Origin of the sequence: Vibrio sp. NC2, from assembly GCF_025195005.1 — a bacterium.
Classification (GTDB): Bacteria; Pseudomonadota; Gammaproteobacteria; order Enterobacterales; family Vibrionaceae; genus Vibrio; species Vibrio splendidus.
Map to the genome: position 1 here is coordinate 162,939 of NZ_JANVFC010000005.1, position 23,939 is coordinate 186,877.

A 23,939-nucleotide genomic window follows, 5' to 3' on the forward strand; every position below is an offset into this window, starting at 1 on the left:
AAAGAACAGGAAGTTAGAGTAAAGTATGGCAGAAGAACAAGATGCACCTAAAGGGAAGAGCAAGCTCCTTATCATCATTATTGCCGTAGTCGTGTTACTGCTTGGTGTAGGTGGTGCGCTGCTCTTTTTCTTAGGCTCTGATGATAGCGCCTCTGAATCTCCGTCTCAGCCAGCCACTGCTGTGGTCGCTGCAGAGCCCGTTATGTATGTTAATATCCCTCAGCCTTTTTTGTTCAATGTGACAGGTGATAAAAAAGATCGCCTAGTTCAGATAAAAGCACAGATGATGGTTCGGGGCAGTAAGAATGAAGACCTTGCTCGTTACCACTCTCCACTCGTGGAAAGTACGCTCTTGGCGACGTTCGCCTCGGCAACGGTCGATCAATTGCGTTCACCCACTGGGCGAGTTGAACTGCGTAACAAGGCAACGGAAGATATCAAAGCAAGCCTGACTCAAGCTGTTGGCCAGCCTGTTATTGAAAAAGTGCTATTCACTGATTTTGTGATTCAGTAGGTAATTTGTGACCGATTTATTAAGCCAAGACGAAATTGACGCGCTATTACATGGCGTAGATGATGTTGAAGAAGTTGAAGATAGCGTAGAAGCTGATAACGACAGTGCGGTTAATTTCGACTTCTCTTCACAAGATCGAATTGTTCGTGGTCGAATGCCGACCCTTGAACTTATTAACGAGCGCTTTGCACGTCATTTGCGTATCAGTTTGTTTAACATGTTGCGTAAAACGGCTGAAGTGTCGATCAATGGCGTACAAATGATGAAGTTTGGTGAGTACCAAAACACATTGTATGTACCCACCAGTTTAAACATGGTTCGTTTCCGCCCGTTGAAAGGTACGGCGCTGATCACTATGGAAGCACGCCTTGTATTTATTCTTGTAGAAAACTTTTTTGGTGGTGACGGCCGTTTCCACGCCAAGATTGAAGGCCGTGAATTCACGCCAACAGAAAGACGAATTATTCAGTTACTGCTGAAAATTGTTTTTGAAGATTACAAAGAAGCTTGGTCTCCAGTAATGGGGGTTGAGTTTGAATACTTGGATTCTGAAGTGAACCCAAGTATGGCGAATATTGTGAGCCCAACAGAAGTGATTGTTGTGAGTTCATTCCACATTGAAGTGGATGGCGGTGGCGGTGACTTCCACGTCGTGATGCCTTATTCCATGGTTGAGCCGATTCGTGAATTGTTGGACGCTGGTGTTCAATCAGACAAAATGGAAACTGACGTTCGTTGGAGTTCGGCATTGCGTGATGAAATCATGGATGTACCCGTTAACTTTCGTGTGAACTTGTTAGAGCAAGATATTTCTCTACGTGATTTGATGGAGCTGCGCCCAGGAGATGTCATTCCCATGAACATGCCTGAACACGCGACGATGTTTGTTGAAGAACTACCAACGTATCGTGTGAAAATGGGGCGTGCGGGTGAAAAACTCGCGGTACAGATTTCGGAAAAAATTCGAAGACCAAGTGTGGTCAAAACTGATCTCGCTTTTCTAGGCAAAGACCTAATGTCTGAGCTCGAAAACAGCGATGATGACGAATAGCAAAATAGATAAAAGTATAGGAATTGGTAATGGAACCTAGTGAAGATCAAAAGCTAGCAGACGAATGGGCTGCAGCACTTGGTGAAGACCCTTTAGCACCGTCAATTGATGTTGATGATGTGCTTGCGGCGCCACTTGATGAGCTAACTGATTCATCGTCTCCGATTTCTGAAGATGAGCGTCGTAAACTGGATACCATCATGGATATCCCAGTGACTATCTCGATGGAAGTTGGCCGTTCTCAGATCAGTATCCGTAACTTACTTCAATTGAACCAAGGTTCGGTTGTAGAGCTCGATAGAATTGCTGGTGAGTCACTAGACGTGATGGTTAACGGTACTCTGATTGCTCACGGAGAAGTGGTTGTGGTGAACGACAAATTTGGTATTCGTTTGACTGATGTAATTAGCCAAACAGAACGAATTAAGAAGCTACGTTAATGCGATTTTCGCCAAAAAGATTGGTGGGCTCGTCTCGCGGGATAACTGGTTTGTTTCGCGGAGTGACGGGTTTGTTTCGTGGAATGACCTGCTTGTTTCGCGGAATGACTGGCTTGTTTCGTGAAATCACAAGCTTGTCCCGTGGAACATTGGGAATAGGGCTGTTGTCTACGCCTTCTATTGTTTTTGCCGCGCCTCCTTCTCTAGATTTAGCGACCACTTTTGGGTCGCTAATTTTCGTTATCGCCTTCATCTTATTTATTGCTTGGTTACTCAAGCGAATGCAAGTGCCTGCGATGTCGAATCAACAAGGTTTGGCGATTGTTAGGCAAATTCCTGTTGGTACTAAAGAACGCATTGCGATTGTGCAAGCAGGCGATGAACAGTTCTTAGTCGGCATTACCACACAGTCGATTCAGCTGATCTCTAAGCTCGATAAACCTCTTACTCAGGAGATGCTGGAAAAAAGTACATTTTCAAGTCAGCTTTCCCAGCTAATTAAAAAAGATGCAAACAAGTAACGGACTTTTTACCTCATCTTACCTTTGCCAAATCGGATCTTTTCGAGTGGTAAAAGCGTTGTTGGTTCAGCTCATTCTCCTCTGTTCTTTCGTGTTCAGTGTGTCGGTATTTGCACAGGCTGAAGATGGCACCGTCATTCCAGCGAATACAGCAGGCTCAGAGTCGGTTACCATCAGCACGATGGAACAAGACCAAGCTAAATCGCAAACCATGACCACTGGTAGTTTAACGGGTAATGGTGGTGGCATTCCTGCCTTTACCATGACCACCAACGCCAATGGCGGTGAAGACTACTCGATCAATTTACAGATATTGGCCCTAATGACCATGCTTGGCTTCTTGCCGGCAATGGTAATTTTGATGACGTCGTTCACCCGTATTGTGGTGGTGATGTCTATTTTGCGTCAGGCGATGGGTCTCCAACAAACGCCTTCAAACCAAGTGATTATTGGTATCGCGATATTTTTGACCTTTTTCATCATGTCGCCAGTGATCAATCAAGTGAATGAGCAAGCGGTTCAGCCTTATCTCAATGAACAAATATCGGCACGACAGGCGTTCGACGTTGCGCAAGGCCCGATTAAGTCTTTCATGCTCAAACAAACCCGAATCAAAGATCTAGAAACCTTTGTTGAGATCTCGGGTGCGGAAGTGACTAACCCTGAAGATGTTTCCATGGCGGTTCTGATTCCAGCGTTTATCACATCGGAGTTGAAAACGGCTTTCCAAATTGGCTTCATGCTGTTCTTACCTTTCTTAATCATCGACTTGGTGGTCGCCTCGGTATTGATGGCTATGGGTATGATGATGTTGTCACCGATGATTGTATCGTTACCATTTAAGTTGATGCTGTTCGTTCTTGTTGATGGTTGGAACTTGATACTCTCCACTCTCGCCGGCAGTTTTGCCTTGTAGCTGGGGGAATAATGAATCCTGAAATATTCGTAGAGTTGTTCCGAGATGCACTTTGGATGGTACTGATAATGGTATGTGCCATTATTATTCCTAGCCTATTAATTGGTTTAGTCGTAGCGGTTTTCCAAGCTGCGACGTCTATCAACGAACAAACATTGAGTTTCCTACCGCGTTTGATCGTGACGTTATTGGCGTTGATGATGTTTGCTCACTGGATGACTCAGATGATGATGGAGTTTTTTTTCGAACTCATCGAACGCTTACCGCAAGTTCTGTATTAAACCTATATGGAATACCCAACGAGCCTTGTACTAGAGTGGTTAGCCAATTATTTTTGGCCATACACTCGCATCTCAGCCATGCTGATGGTAATGACGGTAACAGGGGCACGCTTTGTGTCGCCGCGTATCCGTCTGTATTTAGGTTTGGCGATCACCTTTGCTGTGATGCCCGCAATCCCTGCTGTTCCTAAAGAGATTGAGCTGCTGTCCTTCCAAGGATTCTTGACTGTATTTGAACAAATCGTGATTGGTGTCGCCATGGGGTTTGTTACGCAGTTTTTGATTCAAACTTTTGTTATGCTCGGTCAGATTTTAGGTATGCAATCGAGTTTGGGTTTTGCCTCTATGGTTGACCCAGCTAACGGTCAAAATACGCCAGTACTTGGCCAACTGTTCATGCTGTTGGCGACCATGTTTTTCTTGGCGACCGATGGTCACTTGAAAATGTTGCAACTGGTGGTGTTTAGTTTTAAAACCTTGCCGATTGGCAGTGGGTCTTTAACCGCCGTCGATTTCAGAGAGCTGGCATTGTGGCTTGGCATCATGTTCAAAACAGCATTAGCGATGTCGTTATCGGGTATTATTGCGCTGCTGACGATTAACCTTTCATTTGGTGTAATGACACGTGCGGCACCTCAGCTAAACATATTTTCTTTGGGTTTTGCATTTGCGCTACTCGTGGGTCTGTTACTTTGTTGGTACATCCTTGGCGGATTGTTTAGCCACTATGAGCTATTTTGGATACAAGGCGAGCAACAGATATGTCGTCTAATCCGGTTAGATTGCTAGGAGACTGAAATGGCAGAGTCAGACGGTCAAGAACGCACAGAAGACGCCACGCCCAAACGCTTGCAACAGGCCAAAGAGAAAGGGCAGGTTGCAAGGTCAAAAGAGCTGGCGTCAGCATCGGTATTGATAGTCGGTGCGATTTCTTTAATGTGGTTTGGCGAATCGATGGCGAAGGCTTTGTTCGAGGCCATGCAACGCCTGTTTTCACTCAGTCGTGACGAGATTTTTGATACTAACAAGCTACTGGAAATAGCGGGTGGCGCATTAGTAAACTTGTTGTTTCCACTGTTCTTGATTCTCATCACTTTGTTCGTTGCTGCTGTGATTGGCGCTGCGGGTGTTGGTGGGGTCAATTTCTCAATGCAAGCGGCTATGCCAAAAGCATCTAAGCTCAACCCTTTGAGTGGTATCAAGCGTATGTTTGGCTTACAAAGCTGGGTTGAACTGCTGAAATCTATCTTGAAAGTGGCTTTGGTATCGGGCATGGCCATTTACCTGATTCAAGCTTCTCAACATGACTTGATGCAGTTGAGTATGGATGTGTATCCACAGAATATATTCCATGCCTTAGATATTTTGCTCAACTTTATCCTATTGATCAGTTGTTCTCTACTCATCGTGGTCGCCATTGATATCCCATTCCAGATCTGGCAACACGCTGATCAGCTGAAGATGACCAAGCAAGAAGTCAAAGACGAATTCAAAGACACTGAGGGTAAGCCCGAAGTGAAAGGTCGTATTCGTATGCTGCAACGAGAAGCCGCTCAACGTCGAATGATGGCTGACGTTCCTCAAGCGGATGTGATTGTGACCAACCCTGAGCACTTTTCAGTGGCGCTGCGCTATAAGCAGAATCAAGATAAGGCACCAATTGTGGTTGCTAAAGGTGTCGATCACATGGCGATGAAGATCCGTGAAATCGCACGAGAAAATGACATCTATATTATTCCAGCACCGCCATTGGCTAGGGCGCTTTATCACACCACAGAGCTCGAACAACAAATTCCTGACGGTCTGTTTGCGGCAGTTGCACAAGTGCTTGCATATGTTTTCCAACTTAAGCAATACCGAAAAAAAGGTGGAGAGAGGCCAAAACTGCAAGATTCTAATATGCCGATCCCACCTGATTTACGACATTAGATCAATTGCTTGAGCTCAGCTTGATGAACCCTGATAATAGCAACTTAGCTACACCTCTTGTTTCCGAGGTGATGGCGATAATTTGACGTGAGATGTTGGTACAGTGTTTGCTATATCAATTCCGAACATATTAGCCCATAGCAACATAGCTTAGACCTAGGCCTCAATCTGCTTAGTGAGATAGCTACAACATAGCGAAACTGCCTAGATTTATGAAATTCACCCTGCCTTTTGCGGACAAGCTACCTAAAATTCCTAACCGTGCCATGCCTGCGATTGGCGCGCCTGTTATGGTGCTTGCAACGCTTGCTATGGTGGTGTTGCCCATTCCAGCTTTCTTGTTGGATATGTTCTTCACCTTCAACATTGCACTGTCTATGGTTGTGCTATTGGTTTCGGTTTATACCCGTCGGCCTTTAGACTTCGCTGCATTCCCGACCGTACTCCTGATTGCGACTCTGCTCCGCTTGGCCTTGAACGTTGCTTCGACACGTGTAGTATTGCTCCATGGCCATGAGGGTGGTGACGCTGCCGGTAACGTTATTGAAGCCTTTGGTAACGTGGTTATCGGTGGTAACTATGCGGTTGGTTTGGTGGTGTTCTTGATCCTGATGATCATCAACTTCATGGTTGTCACCAAAGGTGCGGGTCGTATCTCGGAAGTAAGTGCACGTTTTACCCTTGATGCTTTACCGGGTAAGCAGATGGCAATCGATGCCGATTTAAATGCAGGTTTGATCGACCAAGATCAGGCTCGTACTCGACGTTTTGAAGTGACCAAAGAAGCCGATTTCTACGGTTCAATGGACGGTGCATCTAAGTTTGTTAAAGGTGATGCGATCGCTGGTATCTTGATCTTGTTCATCAACATTATTGGTGGCTTGAGTATTGGTATGGTTCAGTTTGACCTTGGTTTTGGTGAAGCGATCGAAATCTACACGCTACTGACTATCGGTGATGGTCTGGTTGCTCAAATTCCGTCTCTACTGCTTTCTATCGCTGCTGCGATGATGGTAACGCGTCAAAATACTGATGAAGATATGGGGCAACAGCTCTTCTTCCAACTGTTCGACAATCCTAAATCCTTGATGATCACCGCCGCTATCCTTGGCATCATGGGTATTGTGCCGGGTATGCCTCATTTCTCGTTCTTGAGCCTTGCTGTCGTTGCAGGTGCAGGTGCCTATTACATTGATAAAAAGAACAAGAAAAAAGCTGAACAACCCAACCTTCCAGCTACGGTTGAAGCGAGTGGGGAGACGGGTTCTCAGAAAGAACTTTCGTGGGATGATGTTCAGCCTGTTGATATTATTGGCTTAGAAGTTGGCTACCGCTTGATACCTCTAGTTGACAGAGACCAAGGTGGCGAATTGCTTGAACGCGTTAAAGGGGTGCGTAAGAAGCTGTCTCAAGATTTTGGTTTCTTGATCCCAGCAGTACACATCCGCGATAACCTAGAATTGACGCCAAACAGTTACCGACTCACCTTAATGGGGGTTGCGGTTGGTGAGGCTGAGATTAAGCCGGATATGGAATTAGCTATTAACCCAGGCCAAGTGTATGGAATGATCGATGGTGAGCCGACGATTGACCCTGCCTTTGGTCTAGAAGCCGTGTGGATTCGTGAAGAGCAGCGTGAACATGCGCAAGCCTTAGGTTACACGGTTGTTGATTCATCAACCGTGTTGGCCACTCACCTCAGTCAGCAGCTAACGAATAACGCATCACAACTGATTGGTCACGAAGAAGTTCAGAACTTACTTGAGATGCTTAGCCGTTCAACGCCTAAGCTGGTGGAAGGCTTTGTACCGGACCAGTTACAGCTTGGCGTCGTTGTGAAAGTGCTACAGAACCTATTGAATGAAGCCATTCCAATTCGTGATATTCGAACAATAGTCCAAACTTTGTCGGAGTACTCAAGTAAGAGTCAAGAACCTGACATACTTACGGCGGCTGTTCGTATCTCTTTGAAACGACTAATTGTTCAAGAAATCAATGGTATAGAGCCAGAGTTGCCCGTGATAACCTTGATCCCAGAGCTGGAACAAATCTTGCATCAAACCATGCAGGCATCCGGCGGAGAATCTGCTGGTATTGAACCTGGTTTAGCCGAACGTTTACAGACCTCACTCAGCCATGCCACACAAGAGCAAGAGCTGAAAGGTGAGCCAGCAGTGCTACTGACCTCTGGTGTATTGCGTTCAACTCTGGCTAAGTTCGTGAAGAACACGATCCCAAGCTTGAGAGTGTTATCTTACCAAGAGATACCGGACGAAAAGCAGATACGTATAGTACAAGCTGTTGGTAATTAAGCCGCCTAATTAGAACGGACGATCGAATTGAAAATTAAACGATTTTTTGCAAAAGATATGCGAACCGCACTGCTCCAAGTTAAAGAAGAACTTGGCTCAGAAGCGGTGATCATGTCTAACAAAAAGGTCGCAGGTGGCGTGGAAATTGTTGCCGCTATTGATGGCGAATCTAGCCCGTCGACAGCGAGCCAGAGATTAAATAAACCTCAGCAGCCTGCGCAAAGCCAATATACGCAAATGGCCGCGCCCGCAGCACCGGCAGGGCGTCGTCAATTAGACGATGACAAGGTTAGCTTACAGACGAATGCTGAAGGTGGACGCTCAATGACCAAACGCTTTGCGAATATGCTAAAGCAATACAGTCATGGTGCCGATGATGAGCCACAACACCGTGCTGAAAACGAAGACTCGTTGTCAGCATTGCTAAATCGCCAATCCAGCACGGGTCATAAGCCGCATAGTAATCATCAGCCACATAGTAATCGTCAGTCTCTCGGCAACCAGCCGTCTCTTGGCAACCAACAGTCTTCTGGTAACCAGCAATCTCACGGGAGCCTCGATTCAGCATTTGCTCGTGAAACAGGCTTATCTAAATTGATTGCCGAAGACCGCAGAGTAGAGCGTCCAGCACCTCGTTTGGATCCTACCCGTTATGATCGTGGTCGTGAAAACCCTCAATCGAAAGGTTCAGATGCAGAAATGGAGACGATGCGTGAAGAGATGACCTCAATTCGTCGTCTATTAGAGCATCAAGTATCAGGGCTAATGTGGCAAGAAGTTGAGCGTCGTGAACCGCTCAGAGCAATGCTTATCAAACGCCTTGAGCGTATGGGTGTATCTGCCGAACTTGCCGATCAAATGGCCTGTTACATTCCTGAAGATACCAAGCCTGCTCGTGCATGGAAGGCCTTGTTAGCTCTGGTTGCTGACCAAATCTCTGTCACGCAAAAAGATATTTTAAAACGCGGTGGTATTGTGGCCTTATTGGGCCCGACTGGCGTAGGTAAAACAACGACGGTTGCTAAGTTAGCTGCACGCGCAGCCATGGAATATGGCGCCGACAACGTCGCACTAGTGACAACGGATACATATCGTATAGGTGCACATGAGCAGTTATCGATTTATGGTCGAATTATGGGTTGTCCTGTAAGAGTTGCTAAAGATTCTAGTGAATTGGCCGATGTAATATATCAGTTACGTAATCGTCGCCTGATTCTGGTCGATACTGCAGGCATGGGACAACGAGATGTTCGCCTATCCGAGCAGTTAGACACATTGATGCAAGAGAGTGGTTCCGTTATCAATAGTTACCTTGTGTTGCCTGCAACCGCACAGCGCAAAGTACTACAAGAAACCATTGAACACTTTAGAAGAATCCCGTTGTCGGGATGTATCCTGACTAAGCTGGATGAATCCCTTAGCTTGGGTGAGTTCATCAGTGTGGTAATACAAAATGCATTACCAGTTGCTTATATAGCAAATGGTCAACGAGTTCCTGAAGATATCGTCATAGCTCAGCCAAAGTATATGATTGCTAAGGCTAATGAGTTATTAGAAAAATCTACAGAGAATGAACCTCATTACTGGAATAGCGATTCTGAAGGGCTCTAGGCGGCGGATAAATATGAATGAGAATATGATACACGATCAAGCTAGCGGCCTCCGTCGCTTAACCAAGCCTTCACTCACAAAAGTTATCGCTGTAACCGGTGGTAAGGGAGGCGTCGGTAAATCGAATGTGACGTTAGGTATGGCTATTTGTATGGCTCGCCAAGGCAAGAAAGTCATGGTACTGGACGCCGACTTAGGGCTGGCTAACGTAGACATCATGCTGGGCATTCGTTCTAAACGAAACCTGGGTCATGTGTTGGCTGGCGAATGTGAACTTAAGGATGCGATTGTCGAAGGGCCGCACGGAATTAGAATTATTCCAGCGACATCTGGTACGCAAAGCATGACTGAACTTTCACACGCTCAACACGCTGGGCTGATTCGTGCATTTGGTTCGCTTGAAGACGAGATGGATATCTTGTTGGTTGATACCGCTGCGGGTATTTCAGACATGGTAATTAGCTTCTCAAGAGCGGCGCAAGACGTGGTTGTTGTGGTATGTGATGAGCCTACCTCAATCACAGATGCATATGCACTGATCAAGCTTTTGAGCCGAGAGCACCAAGTTCAGCGATTCAAAATTGTTGCAAATATGGTCAGAAGCTACCGCGAAGGCCGAGAATTATTTGCAAAGTTGACTTTGGTCACAGAGCGCTTCTTGAATGTGAGCCTCGAACTCGTAGCATGTATTCCTTTAGATGATAAAGTACGTCAATCAGTCAAGAGACAGAAAATCGTAGTAGATGCGTACCCTCGCTCTCCAGCTGCATTGGCAATCAGTTCTTTGGCTAATAAAGCATTGACCTGGCCAATACCAAAAACGCCAAGTGGACACTTGGAGTTCTTTGTTGAAAGGCTGCTGAATCGTACTGAATTTATAGAGGAACCATTTGGTGAATAAAGCGCTTACTTACGATCAACATGCTAATCACAATAGCCAACAGGCTTTTTTTGAGAAGTATTCTGTGTTGGTTAAACGTATCGCTCATCACTTGTTGGGGCGATTACCGCCTAATGTCTTGGTTGATGACTTAATTCAAGCTGGCATGATTGGCTTGATTGAAGCGCAACAAAACTATGATGGTACCAAAGGCGCAAGCTTTGAGACGTACGCAGGTATTCGGATTCGCGGAGCTATGTTGGATGACATTCGCCGTGGTGACTGGGTGCCGAGATCGGTTCATAAAAACAATCGAGAAATCAGCAGTGCAATCGCGGAATTAGAGGGTACCCTCAATCGCGACCCAAGTGATGCCGAAGTGGCAAAGCACATGGGGCTGAGTTTAGACCAGTACCACAACGCTTTAACTGATATTAATTGCTCAAGACTTGTCGGGATCGAAGATTTAGGCGTCTCAGATGATGTAATATCTCCGAATGAAGACTCTCAAGATAACACGCCTTTTCAAGGGGTTGCTGATGAGTCATTTCGTCAAGCTTTGATCGATTCGATAAAACAACTTCCGGAAAGGGAAGGCCTCGTGCTTTCGCTTTATTACGACGAAGAACTCAATTTAAAAGAGATTGGGGAAGTACTAGGTGTCAGCGAATCTCGTGTCAGCCAAATACTGAGCCAATCTATGCAGCGTTTACGCACTAAGTTAAGTGCTTGGACACAGAACGACTAACAACACTGATTCTATTCAGTGGAGGCTAATTTGAACAAAAACATGAAAATTCTCATTGTTGATGATTTTTCAACGATGCGCCGAATTGTTAAAAACCTACTTCGCGATTTAGGTTTCAACAACACTCAAGAAGCAGACGATGGCTTAACCGCGTTACCTATGCTGAAAAAAGGCGAATTTGATTTCGTGGTAACTGACTGGAACATGCCAGGCATGCAAGGTATTGACCTGCTTAAACACATTCGCGCAGATGCAGAACTTAAGCACCTTCCAGTGCTTATGATCACTGCGGAAGCGAAGCGTGAGCAGATCATCGAAGCAGCGCAAGCGGGTGTTAATGGTTACATTGTGAAGCCTTTCACTGCTGCAACGCTGAAAGAGAAACTTGATAAGATTTTTGATCGCTTATAAGCATCAATAAGTTTTAGGCACTTCTAGGCAAACACTGACCGATAAGATCTCTGTTTATCTCGATAGCCTAAGCGCACAAAGTATGCGGAGTAAGGCCGAACTCAGGATGATTTCATTAGAACAAGCAAAAAAATTAGTAGAGCTGCTTGAGAACGATAAGCAGCAAGATGCTGATTCTCTTGTTAGAAGCATTTATGAAGACAATTTTAGTCTTCAAGACAATCCAATGCTTCAAGAAATAGGAAGTTTGACTCGCGACCTCCATGACTCTTTGACTCAATTCAATTTCGATGAGCGCATTAGCGTTATCGCAAATGATGAAATCCCTGACGCAAGGGATCGCCTTCAATATGTCATTGATAAAACGGAAGTTGCGGCAAATAAGACGATGGACGCTGTCGATCGTTGTATGCCAATTGCAGACAACCTACACGAGTGTTTACTTCAAGTAAGGCCTCAATGGAATGAACTGATGCATGGCCGCATTGAGCTGGCACAATTTAAAGCTTTATGTCACCGCATTGATGGATTGCTTGTCCAAGTAGAAGGCGATAGTACTGAACTACGTGGACAATTGACTGAAATCTTGATGGCTCAGGATTTCCAAGATTTAACTGGGCAGATAATTAGCAAAGTTATTACCTTGGTGAATGAGGTTGAAGGACGTTTGGTCGAGATTCTCACCGTATTCGGTGCGAATCAAACAGAGCCAACTCCAGAGTCAGAGAAGAAAGCATCTATTGCGCCTGAAGGTCCAATTCTGAACCCAGAAGAGCGTGAAGATGCTGTTGCATCTCAAGATGAAGTCGACGATTTGTTATCCAGTCTTGGATTTTAAAGGTAACGTATGAGCTACGATTTAGACGAAGATATTCTTCAGGACTTTTTAGTCGAAGCAGGAGAGATCCTTGAACTCCTATCAGAACAACTGGTAGAGCTTGAGAATAACCCTGACGACAAAGACCTATTAAATGCTATTTTCCGTGGTTTCCATACAGTAAAAGGTGGTGCTGGTTTCCTAGCATTGACTGAGCTGGTGGATACTTGTCATGGTGCTGAGAATGTGTTCGACATTCTACGAAACGGCCAGCGCAGCGTAACATCAGGTTTGATGGATACCATGCTGCAGGCTCTAGATACAGTTAATGTACAGTTTCAAGCCGTGCAAGATCAGGAACCTTTAGTGCCAGCTGATCAAGCTTTATTGGATGAACTTCACCGCCTCTGTAAACCACAGTCGACCGATGAAGCTGCTCCAGTAGAAGCCCCAGTACCAGTAATCGCTGACCCCGTTTTTGAAGCGCCTGCTGAACCGATCGTCGAAAGCGCAAGCATTAGTGCATCTTCAGTGGATGATATCTCTGAAGATGAGTTTGAGCGTCTGCTTGATGAGCTTCATGGTAAAGGTGGTTCACCAACAGCTTCTTCTGTACCAACACCGCCGCCAGCTCCTGTCGCTCCTCAGCCGGTTGCTGAGAGCGGTGATATTACGGATGACGAATTCGAAAAGTTATTAGATGAACTGCATGGCGCGGGCAAGAGCCCGACGGCAGTAGGTTCAGCGCCTCCTCCTCCGCCAGCGCCTTCTTCCGCACCCGTTTCGGCGATGTCTGAAGGTGATGACCTGATGAGCGACGAAGAGTTTGAGAAGCTACTAGACCAGTTACATGGTTCAGGTAATGGACCAACTATTGAAGAGCTAGATGCAGCAACTAAACCTGCTGCAGCGAAGCCTATTGCTCCAGTGCCGGCTCCACAAGCAGCACCTAAGCCATCTGCACCGGTCGCTGTTAAAGAAGCACCAGCGAAAGCTGAAGTTAAAGCGCCAGCGAAGAAACAACAAGCCGACGCTACAGTTCGTGTCGACACGTCAACACTGGATACCATCATGAATATGGTGGGTGAGCTGGTGTTGGTTCGTAATCGACTTGTAAGCCTTGGCTTAAACAGTAACGATGAAGAGATGGCAAAAGCTGTCTCGAATTTAGATGTTGTTACCGCAGACCTCCAAGGTGCGGTAATGAAGACTCGTATGCAGCCGATCAAGAAAGTTTTTGGTCGTTTCCCACGAGTTGTCCGCGACCTTGCTCGTAGTTTGAAGAAAGACATTGTTCTTGAAATGCGCGGGGAAGAAACGGATCTTGATAAGAATTTAGTTGAAGCACTTGCCGATCCACTGATTCACTTAGTGAGAAACTCTGTGGATCACGGTATTGAAATGCCTGAAGCCCGTATTGCGGCTGGCAAATCACAAACGGGTAAAGTGATTCTATCTGCCTCGCAAGAAGGTGACCATATTGAACTGGCTATCGTTGATGACGGTGGTGGTATGGATCCTGATAAGCTTCGTGCTATTGCGGTTAAACGCGGTCTGATGGATGAAGATGCAGCGTCTCGCTTATCAAACAAAGAGTGTTTCAATCTTATTTTTGCCCCTGGCTTTTCAAGCAAGGAGCAGATCTCGGATATCTCTGGTCGTGGTGTAGGTATGGACGTTGTGAAAACAGCGATCAACACACTGAATGGCTCGATTGATATTGATTCAGAGATGGGACAAGGCACCAAGATCACGATCAAGGTTCCATTGACGCTGGCGATTCTACCAACCTTGATGGTCGGTGTTGCCGGACATCCATTTGCATTGCCACTGGCTTCTGTAAACGAGATCTTCCACCTAGATTTAAGCCGTACAAACGTGGTTGATGGCCAGCTGACGATTATCGTTCGCGATAAGTCTATTCCGTTGTTCTACTTGCAAAACTGGCTGGCACCTAAAGCGGGTATTGTGGAATTGCGTAAAGGACACGGCCATGTTGTTATCGTACAACTTGGTAGCCAACGTGTTGGTTTTGTTGTTGATACGCTTATTGGCCAAGAAGAAGTTGTTATCAAACCACTTGATAAACTACTACAGGGCACGCCAGGAATGGCAGGCGCGACAATTACAAGTGATGGACACATTGCATTGATTCTAGATGTGCCGGACTTGTTGAAGCAGTACGCAGCTGCGTCAAGAATTTAATTTAAGGATAAATATGGCGATTAAAGTATTAGTCGTTGATGATTCGAGTTTTTTTCGTCGTCGCGTTAGCGAGATCATCAACTCAGAGGCTCGCCTAGAAGTCATTGATGTAGCAGTAAACGGTAAAGAAGCGGTTGAGAAAGCGAAACAGCTGAGACCTGACGTAATCACGATGGACATCGAAATGCCTGTCATGGACGGCATCACCGCCGTTCGTGAAATCATGGCTGCGTCGCCAACGCCTATTTTAATGTTTTCATCGCTAACGCATGATGGTGCGAGAGCAACGTTAGATGCGTTAGACGCTGGTGCTCTAGACTTCCTACCTAAGAAGTTTGAAGACATCGCACGTAACCGTGATGATGCTGTCGCATTGCTTCAACAACGTGTGATTCAGATTGCAGCAAAGCGTGCGTTTATGCGCCGTGCTCCGATTGCGCCACGAGCTACAGCTACACCGGCAACAACTTCAACACCATTGCGCCAACCGATTTCAGCAGCAGCTTCAGCAGTGAAACCAGCGGTTGCATCAACGGCGAAATTCAGAGCTTCGGGTAAAAAGTATCAATTAACTGCAATTGGTACTTCTACGGGTGGCCCTGTTGCACTACAGAAAATTTTGACGCGCATCCCTGCACACTACCCACATCCGATTGTGTTAGTTCAGCATATGCCAGCAACGTTCACCGCCGCTTTTGCTAGCCGACTGAATACCTTATGCAAGATTGAGGTTCGCGAAGCACAAGACGGAGATGTGTTGAAACCTGGAGTGGCTTATCTTGCTCCTGGTGGTAAACAGATGATGGTTGACGGCCGTGCAGGATCTGCTCGCTTAAGAATTATCGATGGCGGCGACCGAATGAATTACAAACCTTGTGTGGATGTAACCTTCGGCTCTGCAGCGAAGATCTACGGTGACAAAGTCTTGTCTATGATACTGACCGGTATGGGCGCTGATGGTCGAGAAGGTTCGCGTATGTTAAAAACTGCGGGCTCGACAATCTGGGCGCAAGACGAAGATAGCTGTGTTGTATATGGTATGCCTCAAGCTGTAGCAAAAGCTGGCATTTCTACTGAAGACCTCCCTCTAGACCGCATTGCGGAAAGGATTTTGGTTGAAGTTGGGTTAGCTTAGGTAAATCGAAATGATTGTTTGGAGTGTTGCAAACCAAAAAGGTGGTGTTGGTAAAACGACCTCGACCGTGACCCTAGCAGGTTTACTTGCGTTGAAGGGGCACCGTGTTCTGTTGGTTGATACTGACCCGCATGCATCACTAACCACCTATCTGGGTTACGACTCAGATACGGTGGAATCGAGTCTGTTTGATCTATTTCAGTTGCGTGAGTTTAACGCGCCGACAGTAAGACCTTTGATTTTACAAACGGAAGTCGAAGGTATCGATATTATTCCCGCGCACATGTCTTTGGCAACATTAGACCGTGTGATGGGAAATCGAAGCGGTATGGGGTTGATCTTGAAGCGTGCTTTAGCCGCTTTGAAAGACGACTATGACTATGTGCTTATCGATTGTCCGCCGATCTTGGGTGTGATGATGGTCAACGCATTGGCTGCCAGTGACCGTATTTTGATTCCGGTACAGACTGAGTTTTTGGCAATGAAAGGCTTAGAGCGCATGATTCGCACTTTGGCTATCATGCAGAAGTCTCGCAAAACACCGTTTAAGGTGACGATTGTCCCGACGATGTACGACAAGCGAACTAAAGCATCACTGCAAACATTAACTCAGCTAAAAGAAGATTATCCAAATCAAGTTTGGACATCCGCTGTGCCGATAGACACTAAGTTTCGAGATGCTAGCCTAAAGCGCTTACCAGCATCTCATTTTGCATCGGGTAGTCGTGGTGTATTTGCTTACAAACAGCTGCTTATTTATCTCGAAAGGCTGGCGATAAATGAGCGCGAATAAAGAATCAACAATGGCGCGATCAAGTTTATCAAGTGAACAAGCACTTGATGATTACTTTACTGCGCTGTTAGGTGATGAAATGCTGGATTCTGACGAATTTTTTGTTGACGAGACCAGCGATGAGTCATCATCTGCAGAGCCAGAGCCAGAGCCAGAGCCAGAGCCAGAGCCAGAGCCAGAGCCAGAGCCAGAGCCAGAGCCAGAGCCCAAACATTCGAGTTACTCGACTTATGCCGAGTTACGAGAAGCTGAATTTGAAGTGCCCAATCTGGAAGACGTTCAAAAATTACTGAGCCGCTTAGAAGCGACGAACGTGGTTGATGAACTGAATCTTGATGAATTAATGGATCAGAACACGCAGAAAATCGCTCAGCAAGCAGACATGCAAATGTTTGATGCGGCGGTGGAATCCGTTCAGCTTTCTGTAGAACCTGAGATTCAAGATTGGAACCTCCCAGAGTCAGATTCATCAATGGTTGTTGATCGACCTGTTGAACGACCAATTGAGCAGCAAGCCGAGTCGCCAATAGCTGAAGAATCACCAACAGCTGAAGAGTCGCACGTTGAAGCTCTGCAAGACGAAACTCACACTGAAGAGTCAGAAATTGAATCTGTCAGTGAGCCCGAGGTTGAGCTTGAAACTCAATCTGGCGGTATTGAACGGTTTACCTCTTGGGAAACTACGGCTCGAACAGAAGATTTTCAGGTACTGTATTTTGACGTCAACGGGGTAACATTTGCTGTTCCTCTTGATGAGCTTGGTGGTATTCATCGCCTTGAAGAGCTAAGCCATTTGATTGGTAAGCCTGCTTGGTATTTAGGTTTGCAAACAAATCGAGATAGTCAGTTAGATGTGGTCGACACCGCAAAGTGGGTGATGCCTGAGAAACTAACGAATGATGAATACAAAGAAAACTATCAATATATAGTGATGCTTGGAGAAAGCTTATGGGGGCTTGCGGGTACTGAACTTAAAGGTACCGAGCTTCTTAATACAGATAAAGTTCGTTGGCGAGAAATGGCAGGTAAACGCCCATGGCTCGCTGGTATGGTAAAAGAAAAAATGTGTGCTTTGATTCATGTTGAAGCATTGATCGCCATGCTAAACGCAGGGCTAGATGTAAAAGCATTAAGCTAGTAATAAGCATTAGGCTAACAATAAACGCATCAAGTTAATAATAGTGGTCGGTAACGACGGCAAGAGGATTAAATATGTCTCATATGAGTGAAATTGAAGTAAGAAAAGACCCAACCAATGATGAAGTACTTCAATGGGTGACATTCCAGCTAGAAGAAGAAACTTACGGCATTAATGTTATGCAGGTACGTGAAGTACTTCGCTACAGTGAAATTGCTCCAGTACCGGGTGCTCCAGATTACGTTCTAGGTATTATTAACCTGCGTGGTAACGTTGTTACTGTTATCGACACTCGTTCTCGCTTTGGTTTGATGCAAGGTGAAATCACAGACAACACTCGTATCATCGTTATTGAATCTGAGCGTCAAGTCATTGGCATTCTAGTAGACAGCGTTGCTGAAGTGGTTTACCTACGTTCTTCTGAAATCGACACTACTCCAAGTGTTGGTACTGATGAAAGTGCCAAGTTCATCCAAGGTGTAAGTAACCGTGATGGCAAGCTGCTTATCTTAGTAGATCTAAACAAACTACTAAGCGAAGACGAATGGGATGAGATGGCTCACCTGTAATGTTTGAAGCGCTTCCTTTAAGCCCTGTTGCTCTGATTGCCGGAGTCGGGGTTTTTACGTTATTCATCGTGATTTTGATTAGCAAAGTAAAACGTGCGATTCAAAAGCAGCTCGATCAGTCACGCCTGCAAGTTCGTAACTTGGACAAAGAGCTTCAAAAATCGAGCAAGCAATTGCTTGAGGTCCGCTCTGTCGTGGTTGGCCTTGGTCAGAAAGTGACGGAACAGCAAGATCTAATAAAGCACTTGAATGAACGCATTGTAGAGCTGGAACATGTTGATACCGATGGGCGCTTGTACACGCGTGCAACGAAGATGGTTCAGCTTGGTGCAGGGATAAACGAACTGATCGAAGAGTGTGAATTACCTAAAGCTGAAGCTGAGCTGATGATGTCTCTGCAGAATAAGCTCGCGGGTAAGGAAAAAATTCCTTCGCTAAGAAGTAACCCTTCATCGTACGATGAAAAACCAGATGCAGCTCATAAGCGCAGAGACCCAACTCGACGTCGTTAAATTGAGCGCTCGCTGCGTATTGAGTAATTGATGTTTATCGTGCACTCCTCTTAAAAGAAGCTTCGGCTTCTTTTTTTATGCCTGACAGCTCTATATAGAACGATGTTTATAAGTGCTTGTATCTAAGGCAGTATCTTGTTTGTTGATGAAAATGTGTAAATTGTGATGCGGTGGTAACAGTTTCTTACGGAGTTTGTTCTATCGAAAACGCCTAGTCCTGTTTTGTCACCATATTGGTGTGCTACTATAGCCCTTTCATTACTCGACTAAATTTACCTATGCTTGAAGTCTCAAATTTAACTGCTATTCGTGACGACAGGGTTCTATTTGAATCGTTGTCTTTTCAATTGAAACCCGGTGAGCTGGTTCAAGTTGAAGGTCGTAACGGTACTGGGAAAACGACACTCCTTAGGATTATCACCGGCTTAGGTGATCGTGATGAAGGCACTATCTCTTGGGATGGTGAGTCCATTGAAACGAGTCGAGATGTGTATCACCAAAATTTGCTTTTTCTTGGTCACCAAACTGGCGTAAAACGCGAGCTTAGTGCCTATGAAAACCTGAGCTTCTATCAATCGATTCACAGCAGTGGAACGAGTAAGGAAGAACTTTACAATGCATTGGCTCAAGTCGGCCTTGCTGGACGAGAAGACGTGCCTGCAGGTCAACTTTCGGCGGGCCAACAGCGCCGTGTAGCATTGGCTCGTCTGTGGTTAAGTAAGCAAATGTTGTGGATTCTAGATGAACCGCTGACTGCCATTGATAAGCAGGGCGTTAAAGTTCTTGAGTCTCTTTTTTCTCAGCATGCAGACAACGGTGGAATTGTGTTATTAACCACACACCAAGATATGTTTGCTGATAGCCCGAAACTAAGAAAAATAAAGTTGGGTGAGTAATATGATTTCTTCAATGACAACGATCATTCGACGTGAGCTGTTGATCGCATTTCGTCGCCAAGCCGATATCTTTAACCCTCTGTGGTTTTTTATCATTGTCATCACCCTTTTCCCATTGAGTATCGGCCCTGAGCCAAACCTACTTGCGCGTATCGCAGCGGGCATTGTTTGGGTTGCTGCTTTACTTTCTGCATTACTCTCTCTCGAACGATTATTCCGAGATGATTTTCAAGATGGCGCCCTCGAGCAGATGATGCTGATGCCCATCCCGTTGCAGTTGGTAGTATTGTCCAAGGTCATAGCGCACTGGTTATTGACAGGGTTACCATTAATATTGATCAGTCCGTTGTTAGCGGTACTGCTGTCCTTGGATTTCGATACTTGGTTATCGGTGGTCTTAACGTTATTGGTTGGTACGCCTGCATTAAGCTTCATTGGTGCGATTGGTGTCGCTTTAACGGTTGGATTACAAAAAGGCGGTGTGCTGTTAAGTCTGCTTATTTTGCCGTTGTATATCCCAATTCTTATATTTGCTACATCAGCGATTGATGCGGCAGCACTAGGCGTTGCGTATAACGGACAATTAGCTGTGTTAGGGGCAATGCTAATGGGCGCAATGACGCTCACCCCATTTGCCATAAGCGCAGCGCTGAGAGTGAGTGTTAACTAGTTAATTATCTGATTAAAACTAGCTAACCAAGCGCTCACTTCCACTTTGTTTGTTCAGAGTGAACTAATTGAAGCTTTTAAACTCATAGAGTCACTGAAAGAGACAGTAAGCCAAATAAATTATAATAATTATAGCTGTGATAGCTGTAAGCAATATGAAGTAAGAGTGAGATTACAACATGTGGAAATGGCTCCATCCCTATGCCAAAGCAGAAACCTCTTATCAGCTTGCTGGTAAACTTCTGCCATGGTTCTCTATCCTAGCGCTATTGTGTCTATCAGTAGGTACTGTGTGGGGGCTTGCATTTGCGCCTTCTGATTACCAACAAGGCGATAGCTTCCGTATCATCTATATCCATGTTCCGTCTGCAATTTGGTCGATGGGCGTCTACATGTCGATGGCAATTGCTGCATTTATCGGCTTGGTATGGCAGGTGAGATTATCAGACATGGCTGCATTGGCTATGGCGCCTATTGGTGCTGTTTTTACCTTCATAGCGCTGCTAACTGGTGCTGTTTGGGGTAAACCAATGTGGGGTGCTTGGTGGGTTTGGGATGCACGTTTGACCTCAGAGCTGATTCTTCTATTCCTATACTTGGGTGTGATTGCACTACACCACGCGTTTGACGACCAAAAAACCGCAGCGAAAGCAGCAGGTATTTTGGCGATCGTTGGTGTCATCAACCTACCTATCATTCACTTTTCAGTAGAGTGGTGGAATACACTTCACCAAGGCGCGACGATTACTAAGTTCGATCAGCCTTCTATTTCAAGTGACATGCTATGGCCGCTTCTTCTCAACATCTTCGGCTTCGCCTTTTTCTTTGGTGCTGTGACTATGGTTCGTTTTAGAAACGAAATCATCAGTAAAGAAAGTCACCGTCCGTGGGTTCGTAAACTCGCGGCTGATAAAGCGTAGTAGGGTAGGTAATTATGTATTTTGAATCTCTGAGTGATTTCTTTGCCATGGGTGGCTACGCCTCATATGTATGGAGTGCATTTGGAATCACATTCCTCGCGATGATCATTTTACTGGTCTTAAGCGTTCGTCGTGGTAAGCAATTACTAAATGAAGTACAAGCTAAGATTGATCGTCAAGCTCGTATCGATGCAGCAAAAAATATGGAGAACACTCTATGAACCCAAGACGTAAAAAGAGGCTGGGCATTGTCTTAGCGATCTTTTTTGGTATCAGTGCAACTGTTGGATTAATGGTTTATGCGCTTAACCAGAACATGGATCTGTTCTACACGCCAACTGAGCTTGTTAACGGCAAAGACGGCAAGAAACCTGAAGTTGGCCAACGTCTGCGTATTGGTGGCATGGTTGTAGTCGGTTCTGTAAGCCGTGACAACGAATCACTACGTGTAAGTTTTGACTTGAAAGATGTTGGTCCTAAAGTAACGATTTTATACGATGGCATTCTTCCTGATCTTTTCCGTGAAGGGCAAGGTATTGTTGCTCAAGGCGTTCTGAAAGATGCGACAACAATTGAAGCTTTCGAAGTCTTAGCGAAACACGATGAAGAGTACATGCCTTCTGAAGTTGCTGAAGCAATGAAGAAAACCCATGAGCCAATGCAGTACTCGACAGAACAAAAAGAAGGAAGTGCTCAATGATAGCCGAGATCGGCCACTTTGCCATGATCCTGTCCTTAGGGCTGGGATTGCTATTGAGTGTGCTCCCGCTGTATGGGGCAGCTCGAAATAACACATTATTAATGAATAGTGCGCGACCGCTATCATGGGGTATGTTCGGATTCCTAGCGATTTCGTTTTTTATCTTGTGCTACGCGTTCTACACCAATGATTTTACGGTTCAATACGTAGCAAGTAACTCGAATAGCCAACTTCCTTGGTACTACCGAATCACAGCGGTTTGGGGTGCTCATGAAGGTTCATTACTGCTTTGGGTTCTTATCCAAGCGGGTTGGACGGTTGCAGTAGCGACGTTTAGCCGTGGTATGCCACAAGAGTCTGTGGCTCGCGTACTGGCTATCATGGGCTTGATTACTGTCGGCTTCTTGCTGTTCATTATCGTAACGTCTAACCCGTTCTTACGTACACTGCCTTACTTTCCTGTCGATGGCCGTGACTTGAACCCATTACTGCAAGACCCGGGTTTGATTATTCACCCGCCTATGCTTTACATGGGTTATGTAGGTTTCTCGGTTGCGTTCTCTTTCGCTATTGCTTCTCTAATGAGCGGTCGTCTAGATACGGCTTGGGCTCGTTGGTCTCGTCCTTGGACAATCGCTGCTTGGTTATTCCTAACGGTAGGTATCGCACTTGGTTCATGGTGGGCTTACTACGAACTTGGCTGGGGTGGCTGGTGGTTCTGGGATCCAGTAGAAAACGCTTCATTCATGCCTTGGTTGGCTGGTACAGCGCTGATGCACTCGCTTGCGGTAACAGAAAAGCGTGGCACATTTAAAGCCTGGACAGTATTACTGGCTATCTCTGCATTCTCTTTAAGCTTACTAGGTACATTCTTAGTTCGTTCGGGTATCTTGGTATCGGTTCACGCATTCGCGTCAGATCCTGCTCGTGGTATGTTTATTTTAGGTTTCCTAGTATTCGTTATCGGTGGCTCACTGCTGTTGTTTGCTGTTAAAGGCGCATCGGTTCGTGTCCGTGGTAACTTTGATTTGGTTTCTCGTGAAAACGCACTACTCGGCAACAATATCTTATTGATTGCTGCGCTTGTCGTTGTGTTAGTCGGTACGCTACTGCCATTAGTTCATAAGCAGTTAGGTTTGGGCTCGGTTTCAATCGGTGCACCATTCTTTGATATGTTGTTCTTCTGGTTAATGATCCCGTTTTCGTTCCTATTGGGTATCGGTCCACTGATCCGTTGGAAACGTGACAACCTGTCTAAGCTTATTAAGCCAATGTTAGTTTCGGGTATCTTCTCGCTAGGTTTAAGTGCGCTAATGGTGACCATGCTAGCTGACCGCTTCAGTGGTACTGCTTTTGCTGGTTGGGTGATGGCGTTCTGGATCTTCTTCATGCACGGCTTTGAGCTGCATGAGCGTGCAACACACCGTCATACCTTCATGAAAGGCTTAACTAAGCTACCTCGTAGCCATTGGGCAATGATCTGTGGTCACATGGGTTTAGCCGTAACAGTGATCGGTATCGCGATGGTGCAAAACTACAGCATCGAACGTGATGTGCGTTTAGCGCCAGGCGAAAGCTACCAACTTGAAGAATACAGCTTCCTGTTTACAGGGGTTCGTGACAAAGATGGCCCTAACTATGATGGTTACATTGCTGACTTTGAAATTACCAAAGAAGGCAAATACATCAACACGCTTCACGCTGAAAAACGTTTCTACACTACAGCTAAGTCTATGATGACTGAAGCGGCGATTGATCGTGGCGTAACGCGCGACCTTTATATCGCAATGGGTGAGCGTTTAGACGACAACAAATCTTGGGCTGTACGTATCTACTACAAACCATTTGTACGTTGGATCTGGGCGGGTTCTTTGATCATGTCGATTGGTGGTGTGATTGCTATCAGTGACCGTCGTTACCGTTTCCGTAAGCCAACGAAAAAGTCGGCTCAAGAGCAGGAGGCTTAATTCG

At 45.7% G+C, this 23,939-nt stretch carries 26 protein-coding genes; all 26 read left to right on the plus strand.

Annotated features, from left to right (window positions below; genetic code table 11):
* The first annotated feature begins 25 nt into the window (after window positions 1-25).
* The 26 genes from fliL (at window position 26) to NX845_RS09840 (ending at window position 23,935) form a co-directional block, all read left to right on the plus strand.
* Window positions 26-514 carry a flagellar basal body-associated protein FliL gene (gene fliL / locus NX845_RS09715; RefSeq protein WP_017087926.1) on the plus strand — a complete coding sequence of 163 codons (489 nt, stop codon included), beginning with the start codon at window positions 26-28 and terminating at the stop codon, window positions 512-514.
* 7 nt (window positions 515-521) lie between these two features.
* The gene (fliM, locus tag NX845_RS09720; RefSeq protein ID WP_017087925.1) at window positions 522-1,565 is read left to right on the plus strand and encodes a flagellar motor switch protein FliM; all 1,044 of its coding nucleotides are present in this window, start codon (window positions 522-524) and stop codon (window positions 1,563-1,565) included.
* 29 nt (window positions 1,566-1,594) lie between these two features.
* Window positions 1,595-2,005, plus strand: coding sequence for a flagellar motor switch protein FliN (gene fliN, locus NX845_RS09725; RefSeq protein ID WP_004736208.1), 411 nt, complete (start codon window positions 1,595-1,597; stop codon window positions 2,003-2,005).
* 104 nt (window positions 2,006-2,109) lie between these two features.
* A complete protein-coding gene (fliO, locus tag NX845_RS09730) occupies window positions 2,110-2,526 on the plus strand; it encodes a flagellar biosynthetic protein FliO (RefSeq protein ID WP_405054869.1) in 417 nt (138 codons plus the stop codon).
* Window positions 2,513-3,442, plus strand: a complete 930-nt coding sequence (fliP, locus tag NX845_RS09735) for a flagellar type III secretion system pore protein FliP (RefSeq protein ID WP_017091072.1) — start codon at window positions 2,513-2,515, stop codon at window positions 3,440-3,442. Before fliO ends, fliP begins: the two co-directional genes overlap by 14 nt.
* Before the next feature lie 11 nt (window positions 3,443-3,453).
* Complete coding sequence (fliQ, locus tag NX845_RS09740; protein WP_004736211.1) at window positions 3,454-3,723, plus strand: flagellar biosynthesis protein FliQ; 270 nt, start codon at window positions 3,454-3,456, stop codon at window positions 3,721-3,723.
* Window positions 3,724-3,729: 6 nt separating this feature from the next.
* Window positions 3,730-4,512, plus strand: coding sequence for a flagellar biosynthetic protein FliR (gene fliR / locus NX845_RS09745; RefSeq protein WP_004736212.1), 783 nt, complete (start codon window positions 3,730-3,732; stop codon window positions 4,510-4,512).
* A 9-nt stretch (window positions 4,513-4,521) separates the two neighbouring features.
* Window positions 4,522-5,652, plus strand: a complete 1,131-nt coding sequence (gene flhB, locus NX845_RS09750) for a flagellar biosynthesis protein FlhB (RefSeq protein ID WP_004736213.1) — start codon at window positions 4,522-4,524, stop codon at window positions 5,650-5,652.
* Between the two features lie 212 nt (window positions 5,653-5,864).
* A complete protein-coding gene (flhA, locus tag NX845_RS09755; RefSeq protein ID WP_004736214.1) occupies window positions 5,865-7,964 on the plus strand; it encodes a flagellar biosynthesis protein FlhA in 2,100 nt (699 codons plus the stop codon).
* A gap of 27 nt (window positions 7,965-7,991) precedes the next feature.
* Window positions 7,992-9,575 carry a flagellar biosynthesis protein FlhF gene (gene flhF, locus NX845_RS09760; protein WP_017095930.1) on the plus strand — a complete coding sequence of 528 codons (1,584 nt, stop codon included), beginning with the start codon at window positions 7,992-7,994 and terminating at the stop codon, window positions 9,573-9,575.
* A 13-nt stretch (window positions 9,576-9,588) separates the two neighbouring features.
* Window positions 9,589-10,476, plus strand: coding sequence for a MinD/ParA family protein (locus NX845_RS09765; RefSeq protein WP_004736216.1), 888 nt, complete (start codon window positions 9,589-9,591; stop codon window positions 10,474-10,476).
* Window positions 10,469-11,203 carry an RNA polymerase sigma factor FliA gene (locus tag NX845_RS09770; protein ID WP_017076812.1) on the plus strand — a complete coding sequence of 245 codons (735 nt, stop codon included), beginning with the start codon at window positions 10,469-10,471 and terminating at the stop codon, window positions 11,201-11,203. Before NX845_RS09765 ends, NX845_RS09770 begins: the two co-directional genes overlap by 8 nt.
* 42 nt (window positions 11,204-11,245) lie before the next feature.
* Window positions 11,246-11,614: a chemotaxis response regulator CheY gene (gene cheY, locus NX845_RS09775; protein WP_016767062.1), complete on the plus strand. Its 369-nt coding sequence runs from the start codon at window positions 11,246-11,248 to the stop codon at window positions 11,612-11,614.
* A 106-nt stretch (window positions 11,615-11,720) separates the two neighbouring features.
* The gene (locus NX845_RS09780) at window positions 11,721-12,452 is read left to right on the plus strand and encodes a protein phosphatase CheZ (protein WP_004736219.1); all 732 of its coding nucleotides are present in this window, start codon (window positions 11,721-11,723) and stop codon (window positions 12,450-12,452) included.
* A 9-nt stretch (window positions 12,453-12,461) separates the two neighbouring features.
* Window positions 12,462-14,636 carry a chemotaxis protein CheA gene (locus NX845_RS09785; RefSeq protein WP_260256784.1) on the plus strand — a complete coding sequence of 725 codons (2,175 nt, stop codon included), beginning with the start codon at window positions 12,462-12,464 and terminating at the stop codon, window positions 14,634-14,636.
* Between the two features lie 13 nt (window positions 14,637-14,649).
* Window positions 14,650-15,771: a chemotaxis response regulator protein-glutamate methylesterase gene (locus NX845_RS09790; protein ID WP_017076809.1), complete on the plus strand. Its 1,122-nt coding sequence runs from the start codon at window positions 14,650-14,652 to the stop codon at window positions 15,769-15,771.
* Between the two features lie 10 nt (window positions 15,772-15,781).
* Complete coding sequence (locus NX845_RS09795; protein ID WP_017076808.1) at window positions 15,782-16,564, plus strand: ParA family protein; 783 nt, start codon at window positions 15,782-15,784, stop codon at window positions 16,562-16,564.
* A complete protein-coding gene (locus NX845_RS09800; protein WP_260256785.1) occupies window positions 16,551-17,702 on the plus strand; it encodes a chemotaxis protein CheW in 1,152 nt (383 codons plus the stop codon). The genes NX845_RS09795 and NX845_RS09800 overlap by 14 nt, the downstream gene beginning before the upstream one ends.
* Before the next feature lie 74 nt (window positions 17,703-17,776).
* Entirely contained in the window at window positions 17,777-18,271 is a 495-nt protein-coding gene (locus tag NX845_RS09805) for a chemotaxis protein CheW (protein ID WP_004736225.1), read from the plus strand.
* Window positions 18,271-18,783 carry a DUF2802 domain-containing protein gene (locus tag NX845_RS09810; RefSeq protein WP_260256786.1) on the plus strand — a complete coding sequence of 171 codons (513 nt, stop codon included), beginning with the start codon at window positions 18,271-18,273 and terminating at the stop codon, window positions 18,781-18,783. The genes NX845_RS09805 and NX845_RS09810 overlap by 1 nt, the downstream gene beginning before the upstream one ends.
* Window positions 18,784-19,061: 278 nt before the next feature.
* On the plus strand, window positions 19,062-19,679 hold the full coding sequence (gene ccmA, locus NX845_RS09815) for a cytochrome c biogenesis heme-transporting ATPase CcmA (RefSeq protein WP_012603450.1): 618 nt from the start codon (window positions 19,062-19,064) through the stop codon (window positions 19,677-19,679).
* A gap of 1 nt (window position 19,680) precedes the next feature.
* Entirely contained in the window at window positions 19,681-20,349 is a 669-nt protein-coding gene (ccmB, locus tag NX845_RS09820) for a heme exporter protein CcmB (RefSeq protein WP_004736228.1), read from the plus strand.
* A 178-nt stretch (window positions 20,350-20,527) separates the two neighbouring features.
* Window positions 20,528-21,268: a heme ABC transporter permease gene (locus tag NX845_RS09825; protein ID WP_004736229.1), complete on the plus strand. Its 741-nt coding sequence runs from the start codon at window positions 20,528-20,530 to the stop codon at window positions 21,266-21,268.
* A gap of 14 nt (window positions 21,269-21,282) precedes the next feature.
* The gene (gene ccmD, locus NX845_RS09830; protein WP_004736230.1) at window positions 21,283-21,489 is read left to right on the plus strand and encodes a heme exporter protein CcmD; all 207 of its coding nucleotides are present in this window, start codon (window positions 21,283-21,285) and stop codon (window positions 21,487-21,489) included.
* Complete coding sequence (gene ccmE / locus NX845_RS09835) at window positions 21,486-21,968, plus strand: cytochrome c maturation protein CcmE (protein ID WP_017076805.1); 483 nt, start codon at window positions 21,486-21,488, stop codon at window positions 21,966-21,968. The genes ccmD and ccmE overlap by 4 nt, the downstream gene beginning before the upstream one ends.
* On the plus strand, window positions 21,965-23,935 hold the full coding sequence (locus NX845_RS09840; RefSeq protein ID WP_017084525.1) for a heme lyase CcmF/NrfE family subunit: 1,971 nt from the start codon (window positions 21,965-21,967) through the stop codon (window positions 23,933-23,935). The genes ccmE and NX845_RS09840 overlap by 4 nt, the downstream gene beginning before the upstream one ends.
* Window positions 23,936-23,939: the final 4 nt, after the last annotated feature.